This window comes from Terrimonas alba, assembly GCF_042434975.1.
Lineage (GTDB): Bacteria > Bacteroidota > Bacteroidia > Chitinophagales > Chitinophagaceae > Terrimonas_B > Terrimonas_B alba.
Window position 1 is genome coordinate 174,156 of record NZ_JBHMQM010000002.1, and the last position, 20,411, is coordinate 194,566.

Genomic DNA, 20,411 nt, shown 5'->3' on the forward strand with positions numbered 1-20,411 from the left:
TTGCTATAAATGAAATTTTCTTTTGGCGTACTTAAATTATTTGTACCAAATGCAGCATGGCTATTTACCTGTATCATTATTTCTTCCGCATCACCGGCCCAAAAAAAATATGTGGATAAAAAAGAAAAGTATGACGCCTATTTGTTTACCTATTTTACCGGTAATGCAAAGGAAGACGAGCAGATTCGGTTTGCCTTGAGTAAAGACGGATATAATTTCAGGGCTTTAAATAATAATAAGCCGGTAATCAGTTCTGAAAAAATCAGCGAAACCGGTGGCGTCCGTGACCCGCATATTTTACGGGGTCATGATGGAAAAACATTTTACATGGTGGTAACCGACATGGCTTCCGCCAATGGCTGGGATTCTAACCGGGCCATGGTGCTGCTGAAATCTACCGATCTTATTAACTGGACCTCTTCTATTATTAACATTCAAAAAAAATATCCCGGCCAGGATAGTCTGCTCCGGGTATGGGCGCCGCAAACAATTTATGATGCGAATACAGGGCGGTACATGATCTATTTTTCCATGAAGCATGGAAAAGATCCTGATAAAATTTATTACGCCTATGCGAATAAAGATTTTACCGACCTGGCGACTGAGCCGAAACAACTTTTTTTTAGTCCGACCAATGGAGCTTGTATTGATGGTGATATTGTTTTTAAAGATGGTAAGTATCATTTGTTTTTTAAGACCGAAGGTGAGGGTGCCGGTATCAAAATAGCTGTTTCCAATAAACTCACCAGTGGCTATGTTTTGCAGGACCGGTACGTTCAACAAACAAAAGATCCCGTGGAAGGCGCAGGCGTTTTCAAACTTAATAATGGAGAGGGTTATATACTAATGTATGATGTGTACACAAAAGGCAGATACCAGTTTACAAAAAGCAGGGATTTGAAAACCTTTTCAGTGATCGATCATGAAGTAAAAATGAACTTTCATCCAAGGCATGGAACGGTGATACCCATTACGTCGCAGGAAGCAGAAAGATTAATAAGTAAATGGGGAACTATTGAAGGTATCATGAGCTCGGCGTCTTCAAATGCTATTAAGAAAATAAACACGAAAATTGATACGGTGAAGAAGTCAATTTACCTATCGGTAAAACCCGGGACTAATTTGACGTCCTTTAGTCCTTCCTTTATTACATTGCCCGGTGTAACTATCTATCCAACTATGGCGCAGGATTTTTCAAAAGGACCGGTGAGTTACAAGGTTTCCATAAAAGGACGAGAACCGGAAACCTGGCGGATGCATGCAGGTATTAGTAATAATCCTGTATTAGATGGGTACTACGCCGATCCTGATATTCTGTATTCCGAGAAAACAAAAAAGTATTATATCTATCCGACCAGTGATGGATTTACCAATTGGGCGGGGACATATTTCAAAACTTTTTCATCAGCGGATCTTGTCAACTGGAAAGATGAGGGAACTATTCTTGATCTTGAAAAAGATGTAAGCTGGGCGAAGAGAAATGCGTGGGCGCCCTGCATCATTGAAAAGAAGATAAACGATCAATACAAATACTTTTTTTATTTCACCGCGGCGCAAAAGATAGGTGTAGCAGTGGCGGATGATCCTGCAGGTCCATTCGTTGATTCGGGGAAACCATTAATCGATCAATTCCCGGAAGGCGTTAGAAGCGGGCAGCAAATTGATCCGGATGTTTTTACTGATCCTGCCACCGGAAAAAATTATTTGTATTGGGGTAATGGCTATATGGCGGTCGCAGAATTAAACGATGATATGGTGTCTTTAAAACCGGGTACTACCAGAGTGATCACACCGGATTCCACGTTTAGGGAAGGAACTCATGTTTTATACCGAAACGGCATTTATTATTTTATGTGGTCGGAGGATGACACCCGAAGTGAAAATTACCGGGTGCGATATGGTACTACAGCTTCGCCAACAGGAAAAATAAATGTCCCTGCTAATAACCTGGTGATTGCAAAGGATGTGGCTTCGGGTATTTATGCTACGGGTCATCATTCCGTCATCCAGGTGCCGGGCAAGGATGAGTGGTATATTGTTTATCATCGGTTCAATTATCCTAATGGCATCAACATGGGGGAAGCCGCCGGTTACAACCGGGAAGTATGTATTGATAAACTGGAGTTCAACACGGATGGAAGTATCAAACAAATAATCCCAACACACAAGGGAGCAGGATTGGCAAATTAAAACATAAAGAATATCACAGCAACCGTTGCCTCTTAATGTTTCTATACGCAGCTGGAAAGATATTATGTTACGGCGAGATTGATTTGAATATTGATGGGAAGGACTGGGAAAAATGTGCAGCAACTATAAGCTGCTAATTAAAGTGTTGAGCAACCTACGGCGCTGGTTCTGGTAACAAGCGATATTACGGTGAGTAAATCATTTGAGCAAGCTGTTCCCGCATAATCGTGACGGTAATAAGAATCAATTCCAGGAAATAATATTACTAACTGAATTGTCTTTAGCTATGATGAAAAAAGTAATTGCCGTTGTCGGTCTCTTTTTTGTTGTAATCGAAATACAGGCGCAAACAAATCCGACTGACAGGCAAATTTGGTTAAAGGAGATGGATAAAATGGCAAGACCTATTCTATCCAACCTTGCAGAAAATAAGCTGAAAGAAAAGATGCCGGTGGAGTTGGCAAAAAATATCGATAATGCTGCCAACAGAGCTGCCGTTTCTTATCTTGAGGCATTTGGCAGAACATTAAGCGGCATTGCTCCCTGGCTGAATTTGGATGGTGGTTCAAAAGAAGAAATAAATCTTCGCAATCAATATCGGCAATGGTCGTTGAAAGCAATTGCCAATGCCGTTAATCCTGCTGCTAAAGATCATTTGAAATGGAATGGAGGCCAGCCATTAGTGGATGCTTCTTTTTTTGCTCTGGGATTGGTGCGTTGTCCGTGGTTGTGGCAAAATCTGGATACCACAATAAAGCAGCAGGTGATAGCTGTTTTTAAAACTACACGCAGCACGGTACCTGTTTATTCCAACTGGATTTTATTTACAGGGATGATTGAAGCCTTCTTTTGTAAGTATGGATTGGATTATGATCCTGTGCGGATCGAATTTGCCGTAAGGGGATTTGCCAGTCATTGGTATGTGGGTGACGGTTTGTTTTCCGATGGAATGAATTTTCACATGGATTATTACAATAGTATCGTTATTCATCCATACCTGGCAAATATTGTCGGTATAAGCAATTCAAAAAATAAAACTTATCAATGGTATGCTCACAACCTTGATAAGATCAACAAGCGTTATGCAGAGATACAGGAAAGAAATATTAATGCTGATGGTTCCTATCCCATTGTGGGGCGATCCATTGTTTACCGTGGCGGCGTATTTCATCACCTCGCTGATATCGCTCTTAGAAAACAATTGCCGGCGTCGTTGAAACCTGCACAGGTTCGTTCAGCGCTTACAGCAGTAATTAAAAAGACGATGAATGCTCCCGGTACATATAATAAGGATGGTTTTCTCTCGATAGGGTTATATGGCGCCCAACAGGATCTTGCTGATTTTTATATTACTACCGGCAGTTTATATATCTGCGCCAATATTTTTTTGCCCTTAGGTTTACCGGAGACCGATGAATTTTGGTCATCGCCTACCGAACCATGGACAGCCGTAAAAGTCTGGAGCGGCCAAAATGTGGCTGCTGATCATGCAATAGATATTCATTAGTGATAAAGTCAGACACCTGTTTGATTCCAAAGAAAAATTGTGTAAAAATGATTGTGTAAAATGAAATGAGAATGGAAAAGAAAGTTTTTTCATTTGTCCTTAACTAATGAAGTTCTGCGGATGATTTATTGGTTTCTCATGACAGCATTCCGGTTGAAATTGTTTTTTCAATTGCATGGTTATTCTCAGGATAGGGATTTTCCATCGGTAAATAAATGTGAATTGTTGTTCTTTCTCCCGGCACACTGGTAGCATAAATGTAACCATTGTGGTTCTCAACTATTTTTTTACAAATGGCTAATCCCATGCCAGTTCCGGCAAATTCACTTTGGGCGTGCAAACGCTGGAAGATTTCAAAAATCTTATCAGCGTATTCTTCCCGAAAACCGATGCCATTGTCAGTAAACGTGAGGTGATGGTAATATTTACCGGGTGTGTTGATGTGTTTTTCTATCGACATACCTTCTACAGGTTGCGACTTTATGGTTATGTGAGGTGCCATTTCCTTTTTTCTGAATTTAAGTGCATTGCTAAGCAGGTTGGTAAACAATTGCTCAAACTGAAAAGAAATCCCTTTTACAATAGGTAATAAGGATGAATCAATAATTGCATTTTCTTTCGAAATGTTTTCTGCCAGATCATTTTGAACGCTGTTTAGCACTTCGTTCAGATCGACTGTATCGAAAACTCTTTCTTTGTTGTCAAGACGCAGGTAAGAAAGAAGGTTTTCAAGCAATTTCTTCATTCGTGTACTGGCAGACTGGATCTTTATCAATAAAGTTCGATCGCTTTCCGGCAGTTCATTTCTGCTATTTCGCAAAAGAGAGTCGCCAAATGTGAGAATTTTCCTCAACGGTTCCTGCAGGTCGTGACTGACCGCATGGTTGAATGAAGCCAGCTCCTGGTTTCTTCTTTCCAGCTCCTTATTTTTTGTTTCTAATTCCTTTGTTCGTTCGCCTACCATCTGTTCTAGACGATCCCGGGATGAACGTAAGCGCAGATGGGCATCCCATCGCTCTGTCATGGCTGCCTTTATAATCAGCGCCATAATCGAATTGATCGAAATAAATAAAGCCGCTGTCAACAACGATTCATTGACTGTTGGTGCTACAAAGGGACCAATCCCTTGTAATGTTCCCCCCAAAGCACTTATCGCAGAAACTAATAGAAGACCTGTAACAAGCGGAGCTGCCAGTCGGATAGCAGACCATATTAGAAATGGAATAATGATAAAAGCCCTTGTAAACAAAAAGCTGGGCTTAAACCAGTCCAGGAATACGATTCCTGATATTACAATAGTTGCTCCTATAACAACAATAGTCTCCCCCAAGCCGGCAGGATTTTGTTCTTTTTTGAAAAACAGGTTATTGGCAAGCATTAAAATAAACGGTGTAACCAAAATAACACCTGTTACATCGCCTGTCCACCAGGTGAACCATGCAAAATGATAAGCAGTGGAAGGAATTATGCCGGCCAATAGCAAGCTTGTTGCCCCAATAATGCTACTGGTAAGGCACATAAGCAGGCTGATAAGTAAAAACCTGAAAACGAAATGTACTTTTTTGAAAAGGGCTTGTATAGGAAAAGCCGGACCAATTTTCCTGAGCAGGTAATAGCCGGTCAATGCCTCAGCCGTATTTCCCAACCCGATAATAGTGGAAACCCAGCTTGCAGTTAAAGGAGTGCAGGTATTATTTAAAAGGAATACGTAAAAATTGGCGGCAAATGCGCCAATAAAGATTCCCGGGCTAAGTGACACTCCTCCCAACAAAACTGCAGCAAAGGCGAAGCCGGAAGCCGGCCAAAGGGGAGTAGCATTAGAAGATTGAAATGAGTACTGAAGACCTGAAACAGCTATTATAAAATAGATGCCAGCAATAAGAACAATCTTTATGCCCGTCGGAAAATGCATAAAAATCTTCTTCATAACAAAGATTGGTTGTGGGTGCTGTAATCAGGTTCTATCTTCTGTATTCGGCTGACAAACCTTTATTAAAGATAATACAATTCGTATCCTGCCTGTAAGCGATTTGTATGCTACGGAATACTAATCATAAGGGAAAGTACAATTTAGTTTTCCGGGCTGCCAGTCACCTGCAAAATTGCCGGACGCTTTGAGGTAACAAATGAGTTTAAAACTGTGGTTTGATGAAGGTGGATAATAAAAAATCCCCACAAAACTTTATTTGCAGGGATTTGTTCTATTCTTGTAGCCCGTACGGGATTCGAATCTACCTGTCGGCAGACAGGCCCGTATCACCATCGGAAAAGGTCTCATTTAGTAAAGTTCTTATAGAATTCTTGCCATAGGCAGTTTTGTACCACTTTTCGAGTCTTCTGGCCTCAGGTCTATTTAAGGCGCAGGCAAGTTGTACGATCATGAAGGGTCTATAAGGGGAGGTTGTTTTTTCATAGCCTTGCTGATGCCTTCGAATGCGATCGTCTATATCGGCGCTAAAGTCAACATAGATCCAATTTCTGTTTTTACTGATAAGAGCGTAAATGGTATACATACAAAAAAGCTTCACCAAGGATGATGAAGCCTGTAGCCCGTACGGGATTCGAACCTCGCAATCTTTTAATTCATTTTCAATATTTTACCACAACGCTAAAAGTTTGGTGAAATATTAGTGAAACAGCTTCAATTCGCCTCATTTAAGCTCACTTGAATTCCTGGATGAATATAACGATTTACTCAATACTTCCCCTAACCTTGATCACTCATTTCGTTTATCGCTGAATTTTTTGGCTCTGTATTCTGTGGGAGTACTCCCAAATTTAGACTTGAAAAGCCTGGCAAAATAAGCCTGCGAAGAAAAACCAACCTGGTAAGCTATTTCCGCAATAGATAGGCTTTCTTCCTTAGCTAAAAGATATTTTGATTTTTGCAGGCGCACACTCATAATGTAATCATTTACATTATACCCCAATAGAGCTTTAACCTTGCGATATAGTTGAACCCTGGAAATACCAATATTTTTGCTAATATCATCTACTCCAAAATTTTCATTTGATAAGTTGCTTTCAACAATGGACACAAATTCATTGACAAATTTCCTGTCAATTTTTTTAGGAGTTTCGGATCTGCTCTCTATAGGTAGTTCACTTGTATAATGATCTTTAAGAATTTCCCTGTTTTTCAACAGGCTTTTTATGGTTTCCTCGAGATACTGCAGGTTGAAGGGTTTTACAATAAATGCATCAGCTTTTTGCTTCATACCCCTGATCTGCTCTTCAATGCTCCCTTTTGCTGTGACAAGGATAATGGGTATGTGAGAAGTGCGGACGTCGTTTTTCAACGTATTTATTATTTGCATACCTTCTTTACCCGGTAGTATGATGTCACATAAAATGAGGTCCGGGACTGATTCGTAAGCCAGCTTCAGGCCATCATCACCCCTAGCTGATTCCAGTATTTCATATTCCTGTTCAAGCCTTGCTTTCAGCAGATTCCTCAAGTCGTTATTGTCCTCTATGATTAGTAAAGTATTTTCCTTGTCTGTTGGAGAAAGCTCTGTATTGGGTATTTCTATTTTGCTCAATTCCGTTGTATATATCTTCAAGTCTTCATAGGCGGGAGTCATATCTTTTTGCTGACTATGGATTTTTTCTTCAGTTGTTAAATGATATTCGCCTAAAGGCAAGCGAACTTCTAAAATGCTTCCTTTGTTTAATTCACTTTTTACTGCAATTGAACCATGGTGGAGTTTTATTAGTTCATTTGACAGGCTTAATCCAAGGCCTGAGCCCCTGTAATTACTCTGATTTCCCTGGAAAAAAGGATCAAAAGCATGCTCTATTGTTTCAGGAGTCATACCGATACCGGAGTCCTCTACATTTATTATCGCACACTGGTCGTTTTCAGATTTGCTGATTGAAATTATTATAGTTCCATTTTCCGGGGTGAATTTGAAAGCATTGGATAGCAAATTGAAAATGACCTTATCAAGCATGTTTGCATCAAACCACACATTTAGTTTTCTTTCTTTCGACCTGACTTGCAGGGTTATATTTTGTTTGCGGGCCAGTTCCTGGAATGAATCGGCTAATTCATATATAAATCCTACGAGATCATTTTCTGAAGCCATGAGTTTCATTTTCCCCTGCTCCAGTTTTCTATAATCAATTAATTGGTTCACCAGTTTAAGCAGCCGAAAGGTGTTTTTTTGAGCCATTTCAAGATAGCCCTTCTGGGAAAAATGAATTTTGCCTGAATTTAACAAGTGCTCAAGTGGTCCAAGAAGCAACGTTAAAGGAGTTCTGAATTCATGGGAAATGTTGGTGAAAAAATTGAATTTAGCTTCAGTCGCTTCTTTGGCTTTTGCAGTCATTTCAATTAATTGATTTTTCTGATCAATTAATTGATTTCGCTGAGCCAATATCTCCTCGTTTTGTTTTTCCAGTCGTTTATTTATTTTTTTGTTTTCATTCAGGAAATAAAAGGCGATTGAGCCAAGAATCAAGGCGAATGCAAGTGTTATGGAGGTGATATAAATTATAATTCTTTGATTTTCGGTAATAGCGATTTGTTTGTCAATTAGTTTTTGCCGTCTTTCAATATCCGATTGCTGGCTGTTTAGCTTATCCAATTGCAGGCTTATTAGCCGGACGTTGGATGAATCGATAACCAGTGTCTGAAGCTTATTTTCTCTACTATATGGTTCTTTGTTAAGTATTTTGAAAGCGGTTTGAATAGCTTCAGTGCCGCCTGTAGGATAGAGGAGTGTGGCATCAAGAGTTTTGTCTGAAACAAGTTGAATTCCTCCGTTGGGGCCCGGTAATCCATCAATCCCAATAAACTTTATTTTCCTGGCAATCTTCAAATCCTTATAAACCTCCCGGGCTCCTAAAGCCATAACATCGTTCTGGGCGAAAACCAAGTCTGCTTCCTGAAGTTTATTTGCTATTTTAGATATTTCCCGGGCTGCAGAATCTTTTTCCCAGTTACCTGAAACCTGTGCTATTATTTTAATACCGGGAGCAGGTTTAATTCCATCCATTAAACCTTTATGTCTTTCAATGGCAGGTGTTGTCTTGGGTACACCGGTTATTTCCACTACGTTTCCATGCCCATTAAGGATATTTCTTATGTAATTTCCCGCCAATACGCCGATTTCATAATTGTCAGCCCCGACATAGCTTGAATAAAGGGTGGAAGCAGTTTTTCTTTCAATAATTATGACTGGAATACCTTTTTTGTAACATTCTTCAATGACAGGGGTTAAAGGATACGGCTCGTTTGGAGATACCAGCAAGATATCGATGCCTTGCGACAGTAATTCCCTGATTTGTTTAACCTGCAGTTCACTGTTGCCTTTTGCCTCCTTGTAAATAAGTTCAGCTTCAGGATAGAAGGTTAGCTCCCGGTTCATCCAATCGAGCATTATTTTTCTCCAGGCCGCGGTTCCGCTATTCTGCGAAAATCCAATGACAATCGCTTTTTTATTTTTATCTGAAATACACCTGCTGAAAGAAAAAGTAAGTAGGAGTAACAGCCCGCCGATGATAAAACTATATCTCTTCATACTTACAAATCTGGATTTTTTTGTTGAAACAATTGACGTGGGTGCATTTTATTTTACTGTGCACCTTCCTTATATAGTAAAATCTTTCTTCGGTATTATTATCAAAAACCGGTTAACCATTCACCCTGACGCTTCTGACGGGAAATGATTGTACAAAAGACTGAAACAAAATTTATAAAATGACAAAAGTTGCAGGGAGGATATTTTTTAAGATGTTGTAAACAAGGTGTTTATAATTAGATTGATTCAAAAACAAATTTGCAAACAATTAGTACAAAAATTCAAAGCTTCTGACAGTTGCCGCTCTAAGTTAGCATCTCAACAATTGCAAATAACTGCCAGATGAAAAAGGACAAATTTATTTTCTGGTCCATAGTGGTGGCACTAGGGGGCTTTCTCTTCGGATTTGATACGGCTGTAATATCAGGCGCTGAAAAGGCGATTCAAAAATACTGGGAGTTAAATTCCATTCAGCATGGTTTTACAATTTCTATTGCACTGATTGGAACTGTTATTGGCTCTTTGCTGGGAGGAATTCCGTCAGATAAATTAGGTCGAAAAACCACTCTCTATATTATCGGGGCATTATATCTTTTTTCATCATTGGGGACCGCGTTAACCGATAACTGGTATGCTTTTCTTATATTCAGGTTTATCGGGGGCTTAGGTGTCGGGGCATCATCTGTTACTGCTCCTATTTATATTTCCGAAATCTCCCCCGCTGAGAAACGGGGGAGGCTGGTAGCCCTTTTTCAGTTCAACATTGTTTTTGGCATCTTACTATCGTATTTCTCTAATTACCTGTTGGGGCAGCTTGGAGAAATATCCTGGCGCATTATGCTCGGTGTGCAGGCGATACCATCCCTACTGTTTTTAATAATGCTGCGGTTTGTCCCTGAAAGTCCACGTTGGCTGATTGTTAAAAAGGGTGATTTGGAACAAGCTGGAAAAATTCTTGAACTTATCAACCCGCTTACTTTTCGGGAAGATGTAAAAGCAATTTATCAAAATGCGGCAAATGAGGGAAAAACCAGGAATGCCGCCGTTTTATTTTCAATGCTGCACAGAACGCCGGTTCTATTGGCAATTTTATTCGCCTTTTTTAACCAGGTATCCGGTATCAATGCCATTATCTACTATTCCCCGAGAATTTTTGAAATGACCGGATTGGGAACCGGCTCATCCCTGCTTTCAACAGTTGGCATTGGAATTATAAACTTTCTGTTCACCTTATTGGCGATGAAGTTTATTGACCGTGTCGGCCGAAGAACTCTCATGATGATTGGGTCATTTGGTCTGATAATAACATTAAGTCTTGTTTCATTTTCATTTTATAAAAGTCAGTTTGATAGCTGGTCCGTACCCGTCTACTTATTCATCTATATTGGATTTTTTGCTTTTTCGCAGGGGGCTGTGATATGGGTATTCATTTCTGAAATTTTTCCCAACCAGGTAAGGGCTAAAGGACAGACGCTTGGAAGTACTACACATTGGATAATGGCCGCATTGATCGCATTCATATTTCCTTACCTGGCGGAGAATGCGGGAGGTGGAAATATCTTTCTTTTCTTTTCTGTGATGATGTGTATTCAATTGGTTTTTGTCTGGCGGTTTATGCCGGAAACCAAAGGAAGCTCATTGGAGCAAATAGGGAATCGGCTGACTTCACATTAAAACCATTTGACTTTTTCAGAGCCATTATTTTCGAAGTTAACAGATGATAATACTCCCGGTGATGCACCGCTTCAGCATTGGATAATTTGATCGCAGTTTATAATCGGCTCACTCCAATACCAAACAAAAGAAGTAATAACCCTCTTTAAACATGATACTGTTCAACCTGCAACTGTTTTTAACAATGAATAAAACCAAGACTAATCTTTAAAATTTAAAAATTGCCATTATGAGAAAATCGTGTTTTTTATTGCTGCTATTATTGCTGACAATTCTCTCTTTTGCACAGCAAAAAACTATTACCGGAACCGTTACCGGTAAGTTGGATAAAACTCCGCTTTCGGGTGTCTCTGTTCAAACAAAAAACCAGACGGTGGTTACAGACGCTAACGGGAAATTTTCTATTGAAGGATCGGTAGGTGACAACCTGGTTCTTTCTTATATAGGAATGAAGGCCGCTACTATTAAAATTACAAGTGCCAGTCAAGTTTTAGCTGTCGAGTTGGAAGAAGGGATAAAGGAAGAGGATTTAGTAGTAATTACAGGTTATACTTCTCAAAGAAAAGTTGATTTGATTGGCTCCGTTGCAGTAGTGGATCTAAAACCTGTAAAAAACAATTCTTCAGGTAATCCTATGCAGGCCCTGCAGGGACGGGTGGCCGGTTTATACATTGAAAAAAACGGGAACCCTAACGGGGAAAACAGCCGGATACTTATACGGGGACTGAATACACTCGGCAATACTGATCCGCTGTATATTATTGATGGGGCGCCTACAAAAAATCCACAGATATTTCAAAGCCTGAATCCCGGCTCTATTGAATCCGTTCAGATTTTGAAAGATGCTTCCGCTGCATCCATTTATGGTTCGCGGGCATCCAATGGTGTCATTATTGTAACAACAAAGAATGGCAGCGGAAAAGTCAACATTCAACTCAATTCCGGCTTAACCTTTCAATCAATGAAACCTCAAAAACTAAAAATGCTTGATGGGGAAGGAAGAGGGAAAGCGCTTTGGCGCGGCGCAGTAAATGATAAAACTGACCCGAACAAAGTAGCACCGTTGATATATAAGTACGATTGGAATGGCGACTTCGACAAGCCTGTTTTGAATAAAGTAAATATCCAGCCTTTTGTGGGCGGCGACAGTTCAGTTCCCGTCGGGAACACTGATTGGCAAGATGCAGTATACGATAGAGGAATTGTTACATCAACGGATTTGACTATTTCCGGGGGAACGAAAAGTAGTTCGTTGCTTATGAATTTAGGGTATATCAATAATTCAGGTATTATGAAATATACCGGTTATGAACGATACAGCGGCCGGATCAATGCAGCATCACAGCTATTTGATGGACGATTAAAATTCGGAATGAATTCAGAGTTTGCCACTTCCAACCAGACCCTTGCTACAACTGATCTGGGAGGAGCCAGCACTCCATCGCTGGCGATTAATCTTGCGCCTACTATTCCCGTATATACAAAAGATGGAAGATTTGCAGGCCCATTTGGCGGGGGCTATTCGGACCGTAATAACCCGGTGGATATGCAATGGCTCAACAGGTGGGACAACACAAACAGAACATTTGTATTTGGCAATGCTTATATGGAATTGGAACTTATTAAAAATTTAACTTTAAGAACAAACCTTGGTGTTGATTATTCAACCAGTTTATTTAAAGATATACAGTTAGCTTTTCAGGAAGGTTTCTTAGGCCGGCAGGTGAATAGTTTAGCCCGCAATACGAATCGCTTTCTCAGCCTTACCTGGTCCAATACCGCCAACTATCATTACGACTTTGGTAAAAATAAAATCAATGTGCTTGCCGGTGTAGAAGCCATCAGGCAGAATTTTGAAGAGTTCGGTGCATTCAGGGAAGGGTTTGCTCAACAAACAAAAGACTACTTTACATTAAATGCCGGCACAGGCAGAAGCACCAATTTTGGGCAGGCAACCGGAAATAGATTGCTATCCCAGTTCGGCAAATTGGGTTATTCCTATGCGGATAGGTATTTGGCTTCTGTAACGCTGCGCCGTGATGGCTCATCCCGTTTTGGTGAGAATAATAAATATGGTTTTTTTCCTGCGGCGAATATCGGGTGGAGAATCAACAACGAGAAATTCATGACAGGCTTGCAACAGGTTTCCAACCTGAAGTTGAGAGCAGGTTATGGCGAAGTAGGTAACCAGGATATTGGAGACTTTACCAGGGTTAGTTTATTTCAAACCAATTATGGAACTCTCTTTAACAACGGCGTTGGGTTTCCCGGGCAGTGGTTGAATACAGGAACAGCCTATGACCTTAGCGGTGCAAACCAGGGTACTTTGCCTTCTGGTTATGTTTCGGTTCAAGCTGGCAACCCCCAGTTGAAATGGGAGTCAACAAAAGAATTAAATCTCGGTGTGGATTTTGGCTTACTGGCGGAGAAGGTTTATGGATCATTCGATTATTTTTTCAGGACAACTTCTGATATATTAATTCTGCCTCCTGTAGCCTCTGCAGTAGGTGAAGGAAGACGTAAGTGGATCAATGGTGCTACAAAAGAAAATAAAGGATTTGAACTCGTACTAGGCTATCGTAATCAAACAAAGCATGGGATATCTTATAACATCAATGGAAATCTAAGCAGCTTCCGTGATAAAATAACTGAATTACCTGCAGAGGTTCGCACTGCTTATCCGGGCAATGCTCAAAAATCAATTTTAGGACATTCTGAATTGTCCATCTTCGGGTACAAGACTGATGGACTTTTCCAAAACCAGGCAGAAGTGGATGCCCATGCAACACAAATCGGTAAGGGCATTGGAAGGATAAGATATGTCGACCAAAATAAAGACGGTATTGTAAATGCAGATGACCGGGATTGGCTTGGAACGCTTTTGCCGAAGTTTGAATATGGTTTACGAATAGATTTATCCTATAAGAATTTCGATCTGTCGATGTTTGGTTCCGGGATTGCCGGCCGGCATAACTATGTAGATTATGTTTTCCTGAATAATTTTTTGAATACAAGAGAAAACAGGGCTCCCGGCGTTCTGAATGCATGGACTCCGCAAAATACCGGTTCCAAAACTCCGGCGCTGACATTAGTGGATCGTAATAACGAGACAAGAGCATCTGATTACCTGTTTAAAAACACATCCTATTTTAAGATGCGGAATATTCAGCTCGGCTATAATTTTTCACAGTCGCTTATAAGGCCATTGCACATGAGCCAGCTGCGGTTATACCTGATGAGTGAAAATGTGTTTTGGTTTAAGAATAAGGAGTACCAGATATCCGATCCTGAGTTACCAAACTTCAATCTCATACCAGTACCTACATCCTACACACTTGGTGTGAATATAACATTCAACTGATTCAACATTAACTAATCTGCATTATTTAAAATAATGTTTAAAAAAATAAATTATGAAATATCTCATAGTAATTGCGGCAAATTTATTGTTGCTGACATCTTGTAAAAAGTATCTTGATATAAATCCGAAAGGGGCTCTCACTGAGGCAGACGTCACCACCGTTCAAAGTGTGGATGGATTGGTAACCGCAGCTTATGCAGCTATTGGAAATGATTTTTGGAGTGGGCCTATTACAAGTATGTGGGCATACGGAAGTATCCGTTCGGATGATGCTTATAAAGGCGGTGGAAGCGTAGATGATGTAGGTGAGATAAATGCTTACGAACAATATAACCTTACCCAACCTACTACTCCCGGTCTTTTTAATAATACATGGGAAAGAGCCTATGCAGCTATTTCCAGGGCAAACTTTGCATTAAGATCATTGGAAAAAATTACTGATGCCGCATTTCCCAAAAAAGCAGTGCGCCAGGGCGAAATGCGGTTTCTTCGGGGGCATATGTATTTTGTGTTAAAGGTATTATTCAACAGGGTTCCTTATATCGATGAAACGATGGCTGATGATGAAATAATAAAAGTACCAAATGATCAACTGACCAATGATCAGATGTGGGAAAAAATAGCAGCGGATTTTCAATTTGCTATTGCTAACCTGCCGGAACTACAACCGGAAGTCGGGAGGGCTAATCAGCTTTCCGCTAAAGCATACCTGGCAAAAGTCCGGCTCTACCAGGCATATACCCAGGACGACAATCACAATGTAACAGGCATCAATGCTGCGAAGCTGAATGAAGTATTGACACTGACAAATGATGTTATTAATTCCGGTAAATACAAATTGCAACCTGATTTTGCTGAAAACTTTCTGAATGGATATGATAACGGGCCTGAATCTGTTTTTGCAATTCAGTATTCCATCAACGATGGTACAAACATCGGGAGACTGAGCATGTCAACCAGCCTGAATTATAGTCTGGCCCCGCAATACGGTTGCTGCTGGTTTCATATTCCGAGTCAAAACATGGTGAATGCTTTCGGGACAGATGCTAATGGTCTTCCCAAATTCAGCACCTTTAATGATGTTGTGCTGACAGAAACTGAACTTACTCCCGGTGGCGCTAGCGTTGATCCACGTATTGATCACACGGTTGCTATCAACGGACATCCGTTTAAATACCAGACCAATATCCTTTATAATCATAGCTGGGAAAGAGTTCCTGCTTTATATGGAGGGTTTGGAAATATGAAAGAACAGCAGGCAGCGGATTGTCCCTGTTTCAAAAAGGTAGGACCTTTCTACGGAAGTTCAAAGAATATCGATATTATCCGCTATGCTGATGTGCTGCTTTGGAGAGCGGAAGCACTTATTGAAACAGGCAGACATGCAGAGGCGCTTCCGCTTATCAATCAAATAAGGGCGAGGGCAAAACAAAGTACAGGCAGAACGAAGTTTGCAAATGGTACCGCTCCTTCCAATTACAACATAAATGAGTATGTAGATGGAGCCAACATTAACTGGACACAAGCGAATGCCCGGATCGCATTGCAATGGGAAAGAAGGCTGGAATTTGCTATGGAAAGCCCCCGGTTTTTTGACCTCGTTCGCTGGGGCATTGCGGCAGAAACGTTGAATGCCTATCTCGATAAAGAAAAAACGCGGCGGGCATATCTTGCAAACGCCAAATTTACAAAAGGCAGGGATGAGTATCTACCGATTCCCCAACGGGAAATAGATTTTACAAAAGGTTTGTATAAGCAAAACCCCAAATACTAAGAACAAGGAGTTTCTCATAAGCAGTCATAGATAAGCAGTCGTTTGTGACTTGGAGGAGGCTTCAGCCTCCTCCTTCCTTTCAACGTTAACTTTTTGCGGCAGTTTGCTTATAAGAAATAATTTCTGCGATTAAACACTAAAATGTTTGTAGCAATTAAAATAATATATCATGAAATACAGGATCAATATACTGACATTATTAATGTTGGTTTGGGCAAACGTTTTTGCACAAGGGCCGGTAGAGACAATTCCGGAATTTAAATTTTATAAGCTGAAAAAGGGGTCATTCACCAATAAAGACCTTGCACCCGGGAAAATGACATTTTTTATTTTCTTTGATTCGGACTGTGATCATTGTCAGCACGCCATACAGTATCTTAACCAGCACTATCATGAGTTTAAAAAGGCGGCCATCCACCTGGTTACTTTGGATAGCCAGGAAAAAATTGCCCGTTTTATGGGTAAGTATGGAAACAATTTAAAAGATAAAAAAGATGTAATCATGCTGCGGGATACGCAGAGTGAATTCATACGCAAGTTCAGACCAAGAAAATATCCTTCGCTTTTCCTTTATTCAGCGAAGAAGGAACTAATCCTTTATGATGATAATGAACAAAACTTGTTCAGGTTTTCGCAACAAATAAATACAGTCGGTAAATAATCAAGTTTTGGACCTGTTTTAACTCGTCTGCTAAGAGGCAACTCTTCAGTCATGATACGATCGTATAAAAATGTAAAACAGAATTACTAAATCTAACGCTCCCCGAGCCTGAGATTCTTTTTTAAATTATTGTAAGTAAGCTGATTATTGTTTGATCAGGACAAAAAACAAAATTGCAAACAATAAGTACAAAAAATCAAAGCCTCGGGTGTTTGTTGATCTAAGTTAGTAGCCTGACGATGGAAAATAACTGCCAGATGGAAAAAGATAAATTCGTTTCCTGCTCCACCGCCGCAGCGCTCAAGGGCCAGGGTTCAATCCACTCTACTTTTAATTTTTCCGTATCCGGGTCCGGATTTAGCTATGATCCGGGTGTTGGAGTTTTCTCCGCCACTGCTCCATTTTATATTGCTGAAACCCTTTCCGCCAACCAAAGAAACGGGCCAATGGACCTGTCTGAGTTCAATACTGTTCCTGGTATGCTGAAGGTGTATCTCTTCAAATTACCTGGTGATGCATTGAGAGGAAACAGCAACCGGTTATACACAAGCAATAACAACCACTAAAATCTAACGATTATGCCAAAATTTCTCTTTTTATCCGGGTTCCTTTTATTGATGACCGCCGCTTTCTGCCAGGAGAAGGAACTGACCGGAACAGTCCGTAGTAAGTCGACCCGGGAGCCTTTGCAAGGGGTATCGGCTCAAACCCGGAACAAAACAGTACTAACTGATATCAATGGAAAATTTACTATCGCCGCGGTTGCGGGTGAAACTATTTCATTTAGCTATGTGGGAATGAAAACCTTAAGCATACGGGTTGATCATAGCACGAAAGGTATATCAATTGAAATGGAAGATGATGTTAATAATATGGATGAAGTAGTAGTGATAGGATATAAAACTGAACGGAAGAAAGACCTGACTGGTTCTGTTGCTGTAGTGAATGTAAAAGAAATAAAAGATATCCCGTCGGGCAATCCAATGCAGGCCTTGCAGGGACGGGTACCGGGTTTATATATTGAGTCAGATGGAAGACCCAACGGCAACAATAGAAGGATATTGATCAGGGGGCTCAACACGCTGGGCAATACAGATCCTTTATATGTTATTGATGGCGTACCTACCAAAAGACCTGAAGTATTTCAAAATCTAAATCCAGAAGCGATTGAATCAATCCAGATTTTAAAGGACGCTTCGGCTGCTTCCATTTATGGCGCAAGGGCGTCAAACGGAGTTGTGATTGTTACAACTAAGGAAGCAAAGGGAAAAGAAAAATTGCAAATTCAGTTTAACTCAAGCGTAACACAGGAAAAATACAGGAGCTCTTTAGATGTACTGAATACAGAGCAGCGTGGCGCTGCACTGTGGAGGGCCTCCATTAATGATAAAACTGATCCGAATATCCATAAAGCGCTTTATACTTTCGATTGGCATACAGACCCGCAGGGAATACCTGTCTTAGATAAAGTAAATGTTGTTGACTGGATAGGTGATCCGGCGTTGGGAGTACATTCGGCAAATACAGATTGGCAAAAAGTAACTTTTCGTGACGGTATAATTAATTCCAATGAATTGACATTAGCAACTGGCTCGGACAAAAGTAGCATGTTGTTAAATGTAGGATACTTTTATAACAAGGGCCTCGTCAGGTATAGCGATTACAAGCGTTATAATGCACGCATCAATACATCTACTAAGTTTTTAAAAGGGAAATTAAAAATTGGAGAAAACCTTCAGTTGTCCAAATCGGTTGAGACCCCTGTTCCGAATGATCTTGGGGGGGCATCTGTTATTTCATTGGCGAAGTTTTTACAGCCTATCATTCCTGTATACACTACTTCCGGAGCTTTTGCTGGTCCACCGATAGGTGCGGGTTTTTCAGACAGAAATAATCCGCTTCACATGTTATACATTAACAGAGATGATAAAAATCATTTGCTCAATGTTTTCGGGAACATGTATGCAGAGCTTCGCCTGGTTAAAAATCTTACTCTGCGATCAAATTTCGGGCTTGATTATGCCAGTGGGTATAATAAAAATATAGAACGGTCATTTAAAGAAGGTTTTCTAAGTCGCACTGTAAACAGCCTGAGCATAAATCAGAGCCATAGATTAAACCTAACTTTTTCAAATACGGCAAACTATGATCTTACCATCAGAAGAAACAGGGTGAATATCCTCGTTGGTACTGAAATGGTGAAAGAAAGATTTCTTCAAACAGGGATATACAAAGAAGGATTTGCCCTGCAGGATGTTGATTATTTCAATTTGGATGCAGGTACCGGTCGTACGACAAATAGTGGAAATGAAACAGGTAATCAACTGCTTTCATATTTTGGAAAGCTCAATTATAGTTGGGATAATAAATACCTGGCTTCGGTTACAGTACGTAACGACGGCTCTTCCAGGTTTGGTGAAAATAACCGCTTTGGATTATTTCCTGCTGCCAGTGTCGGATGGAAGATCAGCGATGAAAAGTTTGTAAGTGATAATATAAAATTTATTTCAAACCTTAAACTGAGAGGTGGCGTTGGTTTGGTTGGTAACCAGGACATTGGTGACAATGCAAGGTTTGGACTATATGAAACCAATTACGGAGGCGCTTCCGGAAACAGGAGTACAGGTACTGCGTATCCTATAGCCGGTCAGAACAGCGGCGCATTACCATCGGGGTACGTATCGTTGCAGGCTGAAAACAATAACTTAAAATGGGAATCTACACAGGAAACAAATATTGGGCTGGACTTTGGATTTTTCAATGAGACATTAACCGGATCGGTAGACTTCTTTAAAAGAGAGACAAAGGATATTTTGATCAGGCCGCCTTACGCTGCTATTTTAGGTGAAGGCAAAAGCCAATGGGTAAATGGCGCCACAAAAGATAATCGAGGTTTTGAATTATTAGTAAACTATCAGAACAAAATTGGCGCTTTTTCCTATAGTGTCAGCGGAAATGTCAGTTCATTTAAAGATAAAATTACTTTTCTGCCGGCATCGGTAGTTAAATCGTATCCCGGCAATGTAGAGAAAACGATACTTAGTCATTCACAAACTGCAATATTTGGTTATGTAACGGATGGGCTTTTTCAAAACCAGGCTGAGGTAGATGCGCATGCCGCCCAAACAGGTAAGGGTATTGGAAGATTAAGGTATGTTGATCTCAATAAAGATGGAAAGATAGATCCCTTAGACCAGGATTGGCTCGGAAATCAATTACCAGATTTTGTTTATGGCCTGAACCTCGCATTATCGTATAAAAAAATCAGCCTGTCCGCATTTCTCCAGGGCGTTCACGGTATCTATGTGTTTAATGGTATAAAAGCTTCTACTGATCTTATAGGAGGTTCCAACTCAGGAATGAACTATGGAGCCCGTGTTTTGCAGGCGTGGACTCCACAGAATACAGCGTCCACCATACCAGCCTTATCATTGGTAAATGCTAATAACGAATCAAGAACATCGAACTATTTTATTGAAAACGGCTCGTATCTGAAATTGCGGAATTTACAAATCGCCTATGATCTGCATGATTACGTCCGTAAAATCGGGATAAATGATTTGCGTGTATATGTTCTATGTCAAAATCTTCTGACTGTTAAAAAAACGAAAGGCGATAGTCAATATACAGGTCCTGATCCGGAGAACCCGGCCAATCTTTATCCAAGACCAACCACCTATACCATCGGATTGAATTTAATGTTTTAACCCTTCAACTTT

At 40.4% G+C, this 20,411-nt stretch carries 11 protein-coding genes; 8 read left to right on the forward strand and 3 right to left on the reverse strand.

The annotated features are described in order from the left end of the window. Positions 1-9: 9 nt before the first annotated feature. Positions 10-2,190 (forward strand): glycoside hydrolase family 43 protein, encoded by a 2,181-nt coding sequence (locus ACFEL9_RS05475; RefSeq protein WP_385886850.1) that lies wholly within the window; start codon positions 10-12, stop codon positions 2,188-2,190. A 202-nt stretch (positions 2,191-2,392) separates the two neighbouring features. Further along, positions 2,393-3,697: a DUF2264 domain-containing protein gene (locus ACFEL9_RS05480; protein ID WP_385886852.1), complete on the forward strand. Its 1,305-nt coding sequence runs from the start codon at positions 2,393-2,395 to the stop codon at positions 3,695-3,697. A 136-nt stretch (positions 3,698-3,833) separates the two neighbouring features. Here the strand turns inward: ACFEL9_RS05480 and ACFEL9_RS05485 are convergent, their stop codons facing one another. The 3 genes from ACFEL9_RS05485 to ACFEL9_RS05495 all read right to left on the reverse strand — a co-directional run bounded on the left by ACFEL9_RS05485 (position 3,834) and on the right by ACFEL9_RS05495 (position 9,222). Further along, on the reverse strand, positions 3,834-5,624 hold the full coding sequence (locus ACFEL9_RS05485) for a sensor histidine kinase (protein ID WP_385886855.1): 1,791 nt from the start codon (positions 5,622-5,624) through the stop codon (positions 3,834-3,836). Between the two features lie 304 nt (positions 5,625-5,928). Next, positions 5,929-6,210, reverse strand: coding sequence for a GIY-YIG nuclease family protein (locus tag ACFEL9_RS05490; protein WP_385886857.1), 282 nt, complete (start codon positions 6,208-6,210; stop codon positions 5,929-5,931). Positions 6,211-6,414: 204 nt separating this feature from the next. After that, entirely contained in the window at positions 6,415-9,222 is a 2,808-nt protein-coding gene (locus ACFEL9_RS05495; RefSeq protein ID WP_385886860.1) for a hybrid sensor histidine kinase/response regulator transcription factor, read from the reverse strand. Between the two features lie 342 nt (positions 9,223-9,564). Between ACFEL9_RS05495 and ACFEL9_RS05500 the strand changes: the two genes are divergently transcribed. The 6 genes from ACFEL9_RS05500 (at position 9,565) to ACFEL9_RS05525 (ending at position 20,399) form a co-directional block, all read left to right on the forward strand. Then, a complete protein-coding gene (locus ACFEL9_RS05500) occupies positions 9,565-10,896 on the forward strand; it encodes a sugar porter family MFS transporter (RefSeq protein ID WP_385886862.1) in 1,332 nt (443 codons plus the stop codon). Between the two features lie 229 nt (positions 10,897-11,125). Continuing rightward, the gene (locus ACFEL9_RS05505; RefSeq protein WP_385886866.1) at positions 11,126-14,257 is read left to right on the forward strand and encodes a SusC/RagA family TonB-linked outer membrane protein; all 3,132 of its coding nucleotides are present in this window, start codon (positions 11,126-11,128) and stop codon (positions 14,255-14,257) included. Positions 14,258-14,309: 52 nt separating this feature from the next. Then, positions 14,310-16,031, forward strand: a complete 1,722-nt coding sequence (locus tag ACFEL9_RS05510) for a RagB/SusD family nutrient uptake outer membrane protein (protein ID WP_385886868.1) — start codon at positions 14,310-14,312, stop codon at positions 16,029-16,031. A gap of 169 nt (positions 16,032-16,200) precedes the next feature. Continuing rightward, complete coding sequence (locus ACFEL9_RS05515; RefSeq protein WP_385886871.1) at positions 16,201-16,692, forward strand: TlpA family protein disulfide reductase; 492 nt, start codon at positions 16,201-16,203, stop codon at positions 16,690-16,692. Between the two features lie 257 nt (positions 16,693-16,949). Next, positions 16,950-17,258, forward strand: coding sequence for a hypothetical protein (locus ACFEL9_RS05520; RefSeq protein WP_385886873.1), 309 nt, complete (start codon positions 16,950-16,952; stop codon positions 17,256-17,258). Positions 17,259-17,270: 12 nt separating this feature from the next. Then, complete coding sequence (locus tag ACFEL9_RS05525) at positions 17,271-20,399, forward strand: SusC/RagA family TonB-linked outer membrane protein (protein WP_385886876.1); 3,129 nt, start codon at positions 17,271-17,273, stop codon at positions 20,397-20,399. Positions 20,400-20,411: the final 12 nt, after the last annotated feature.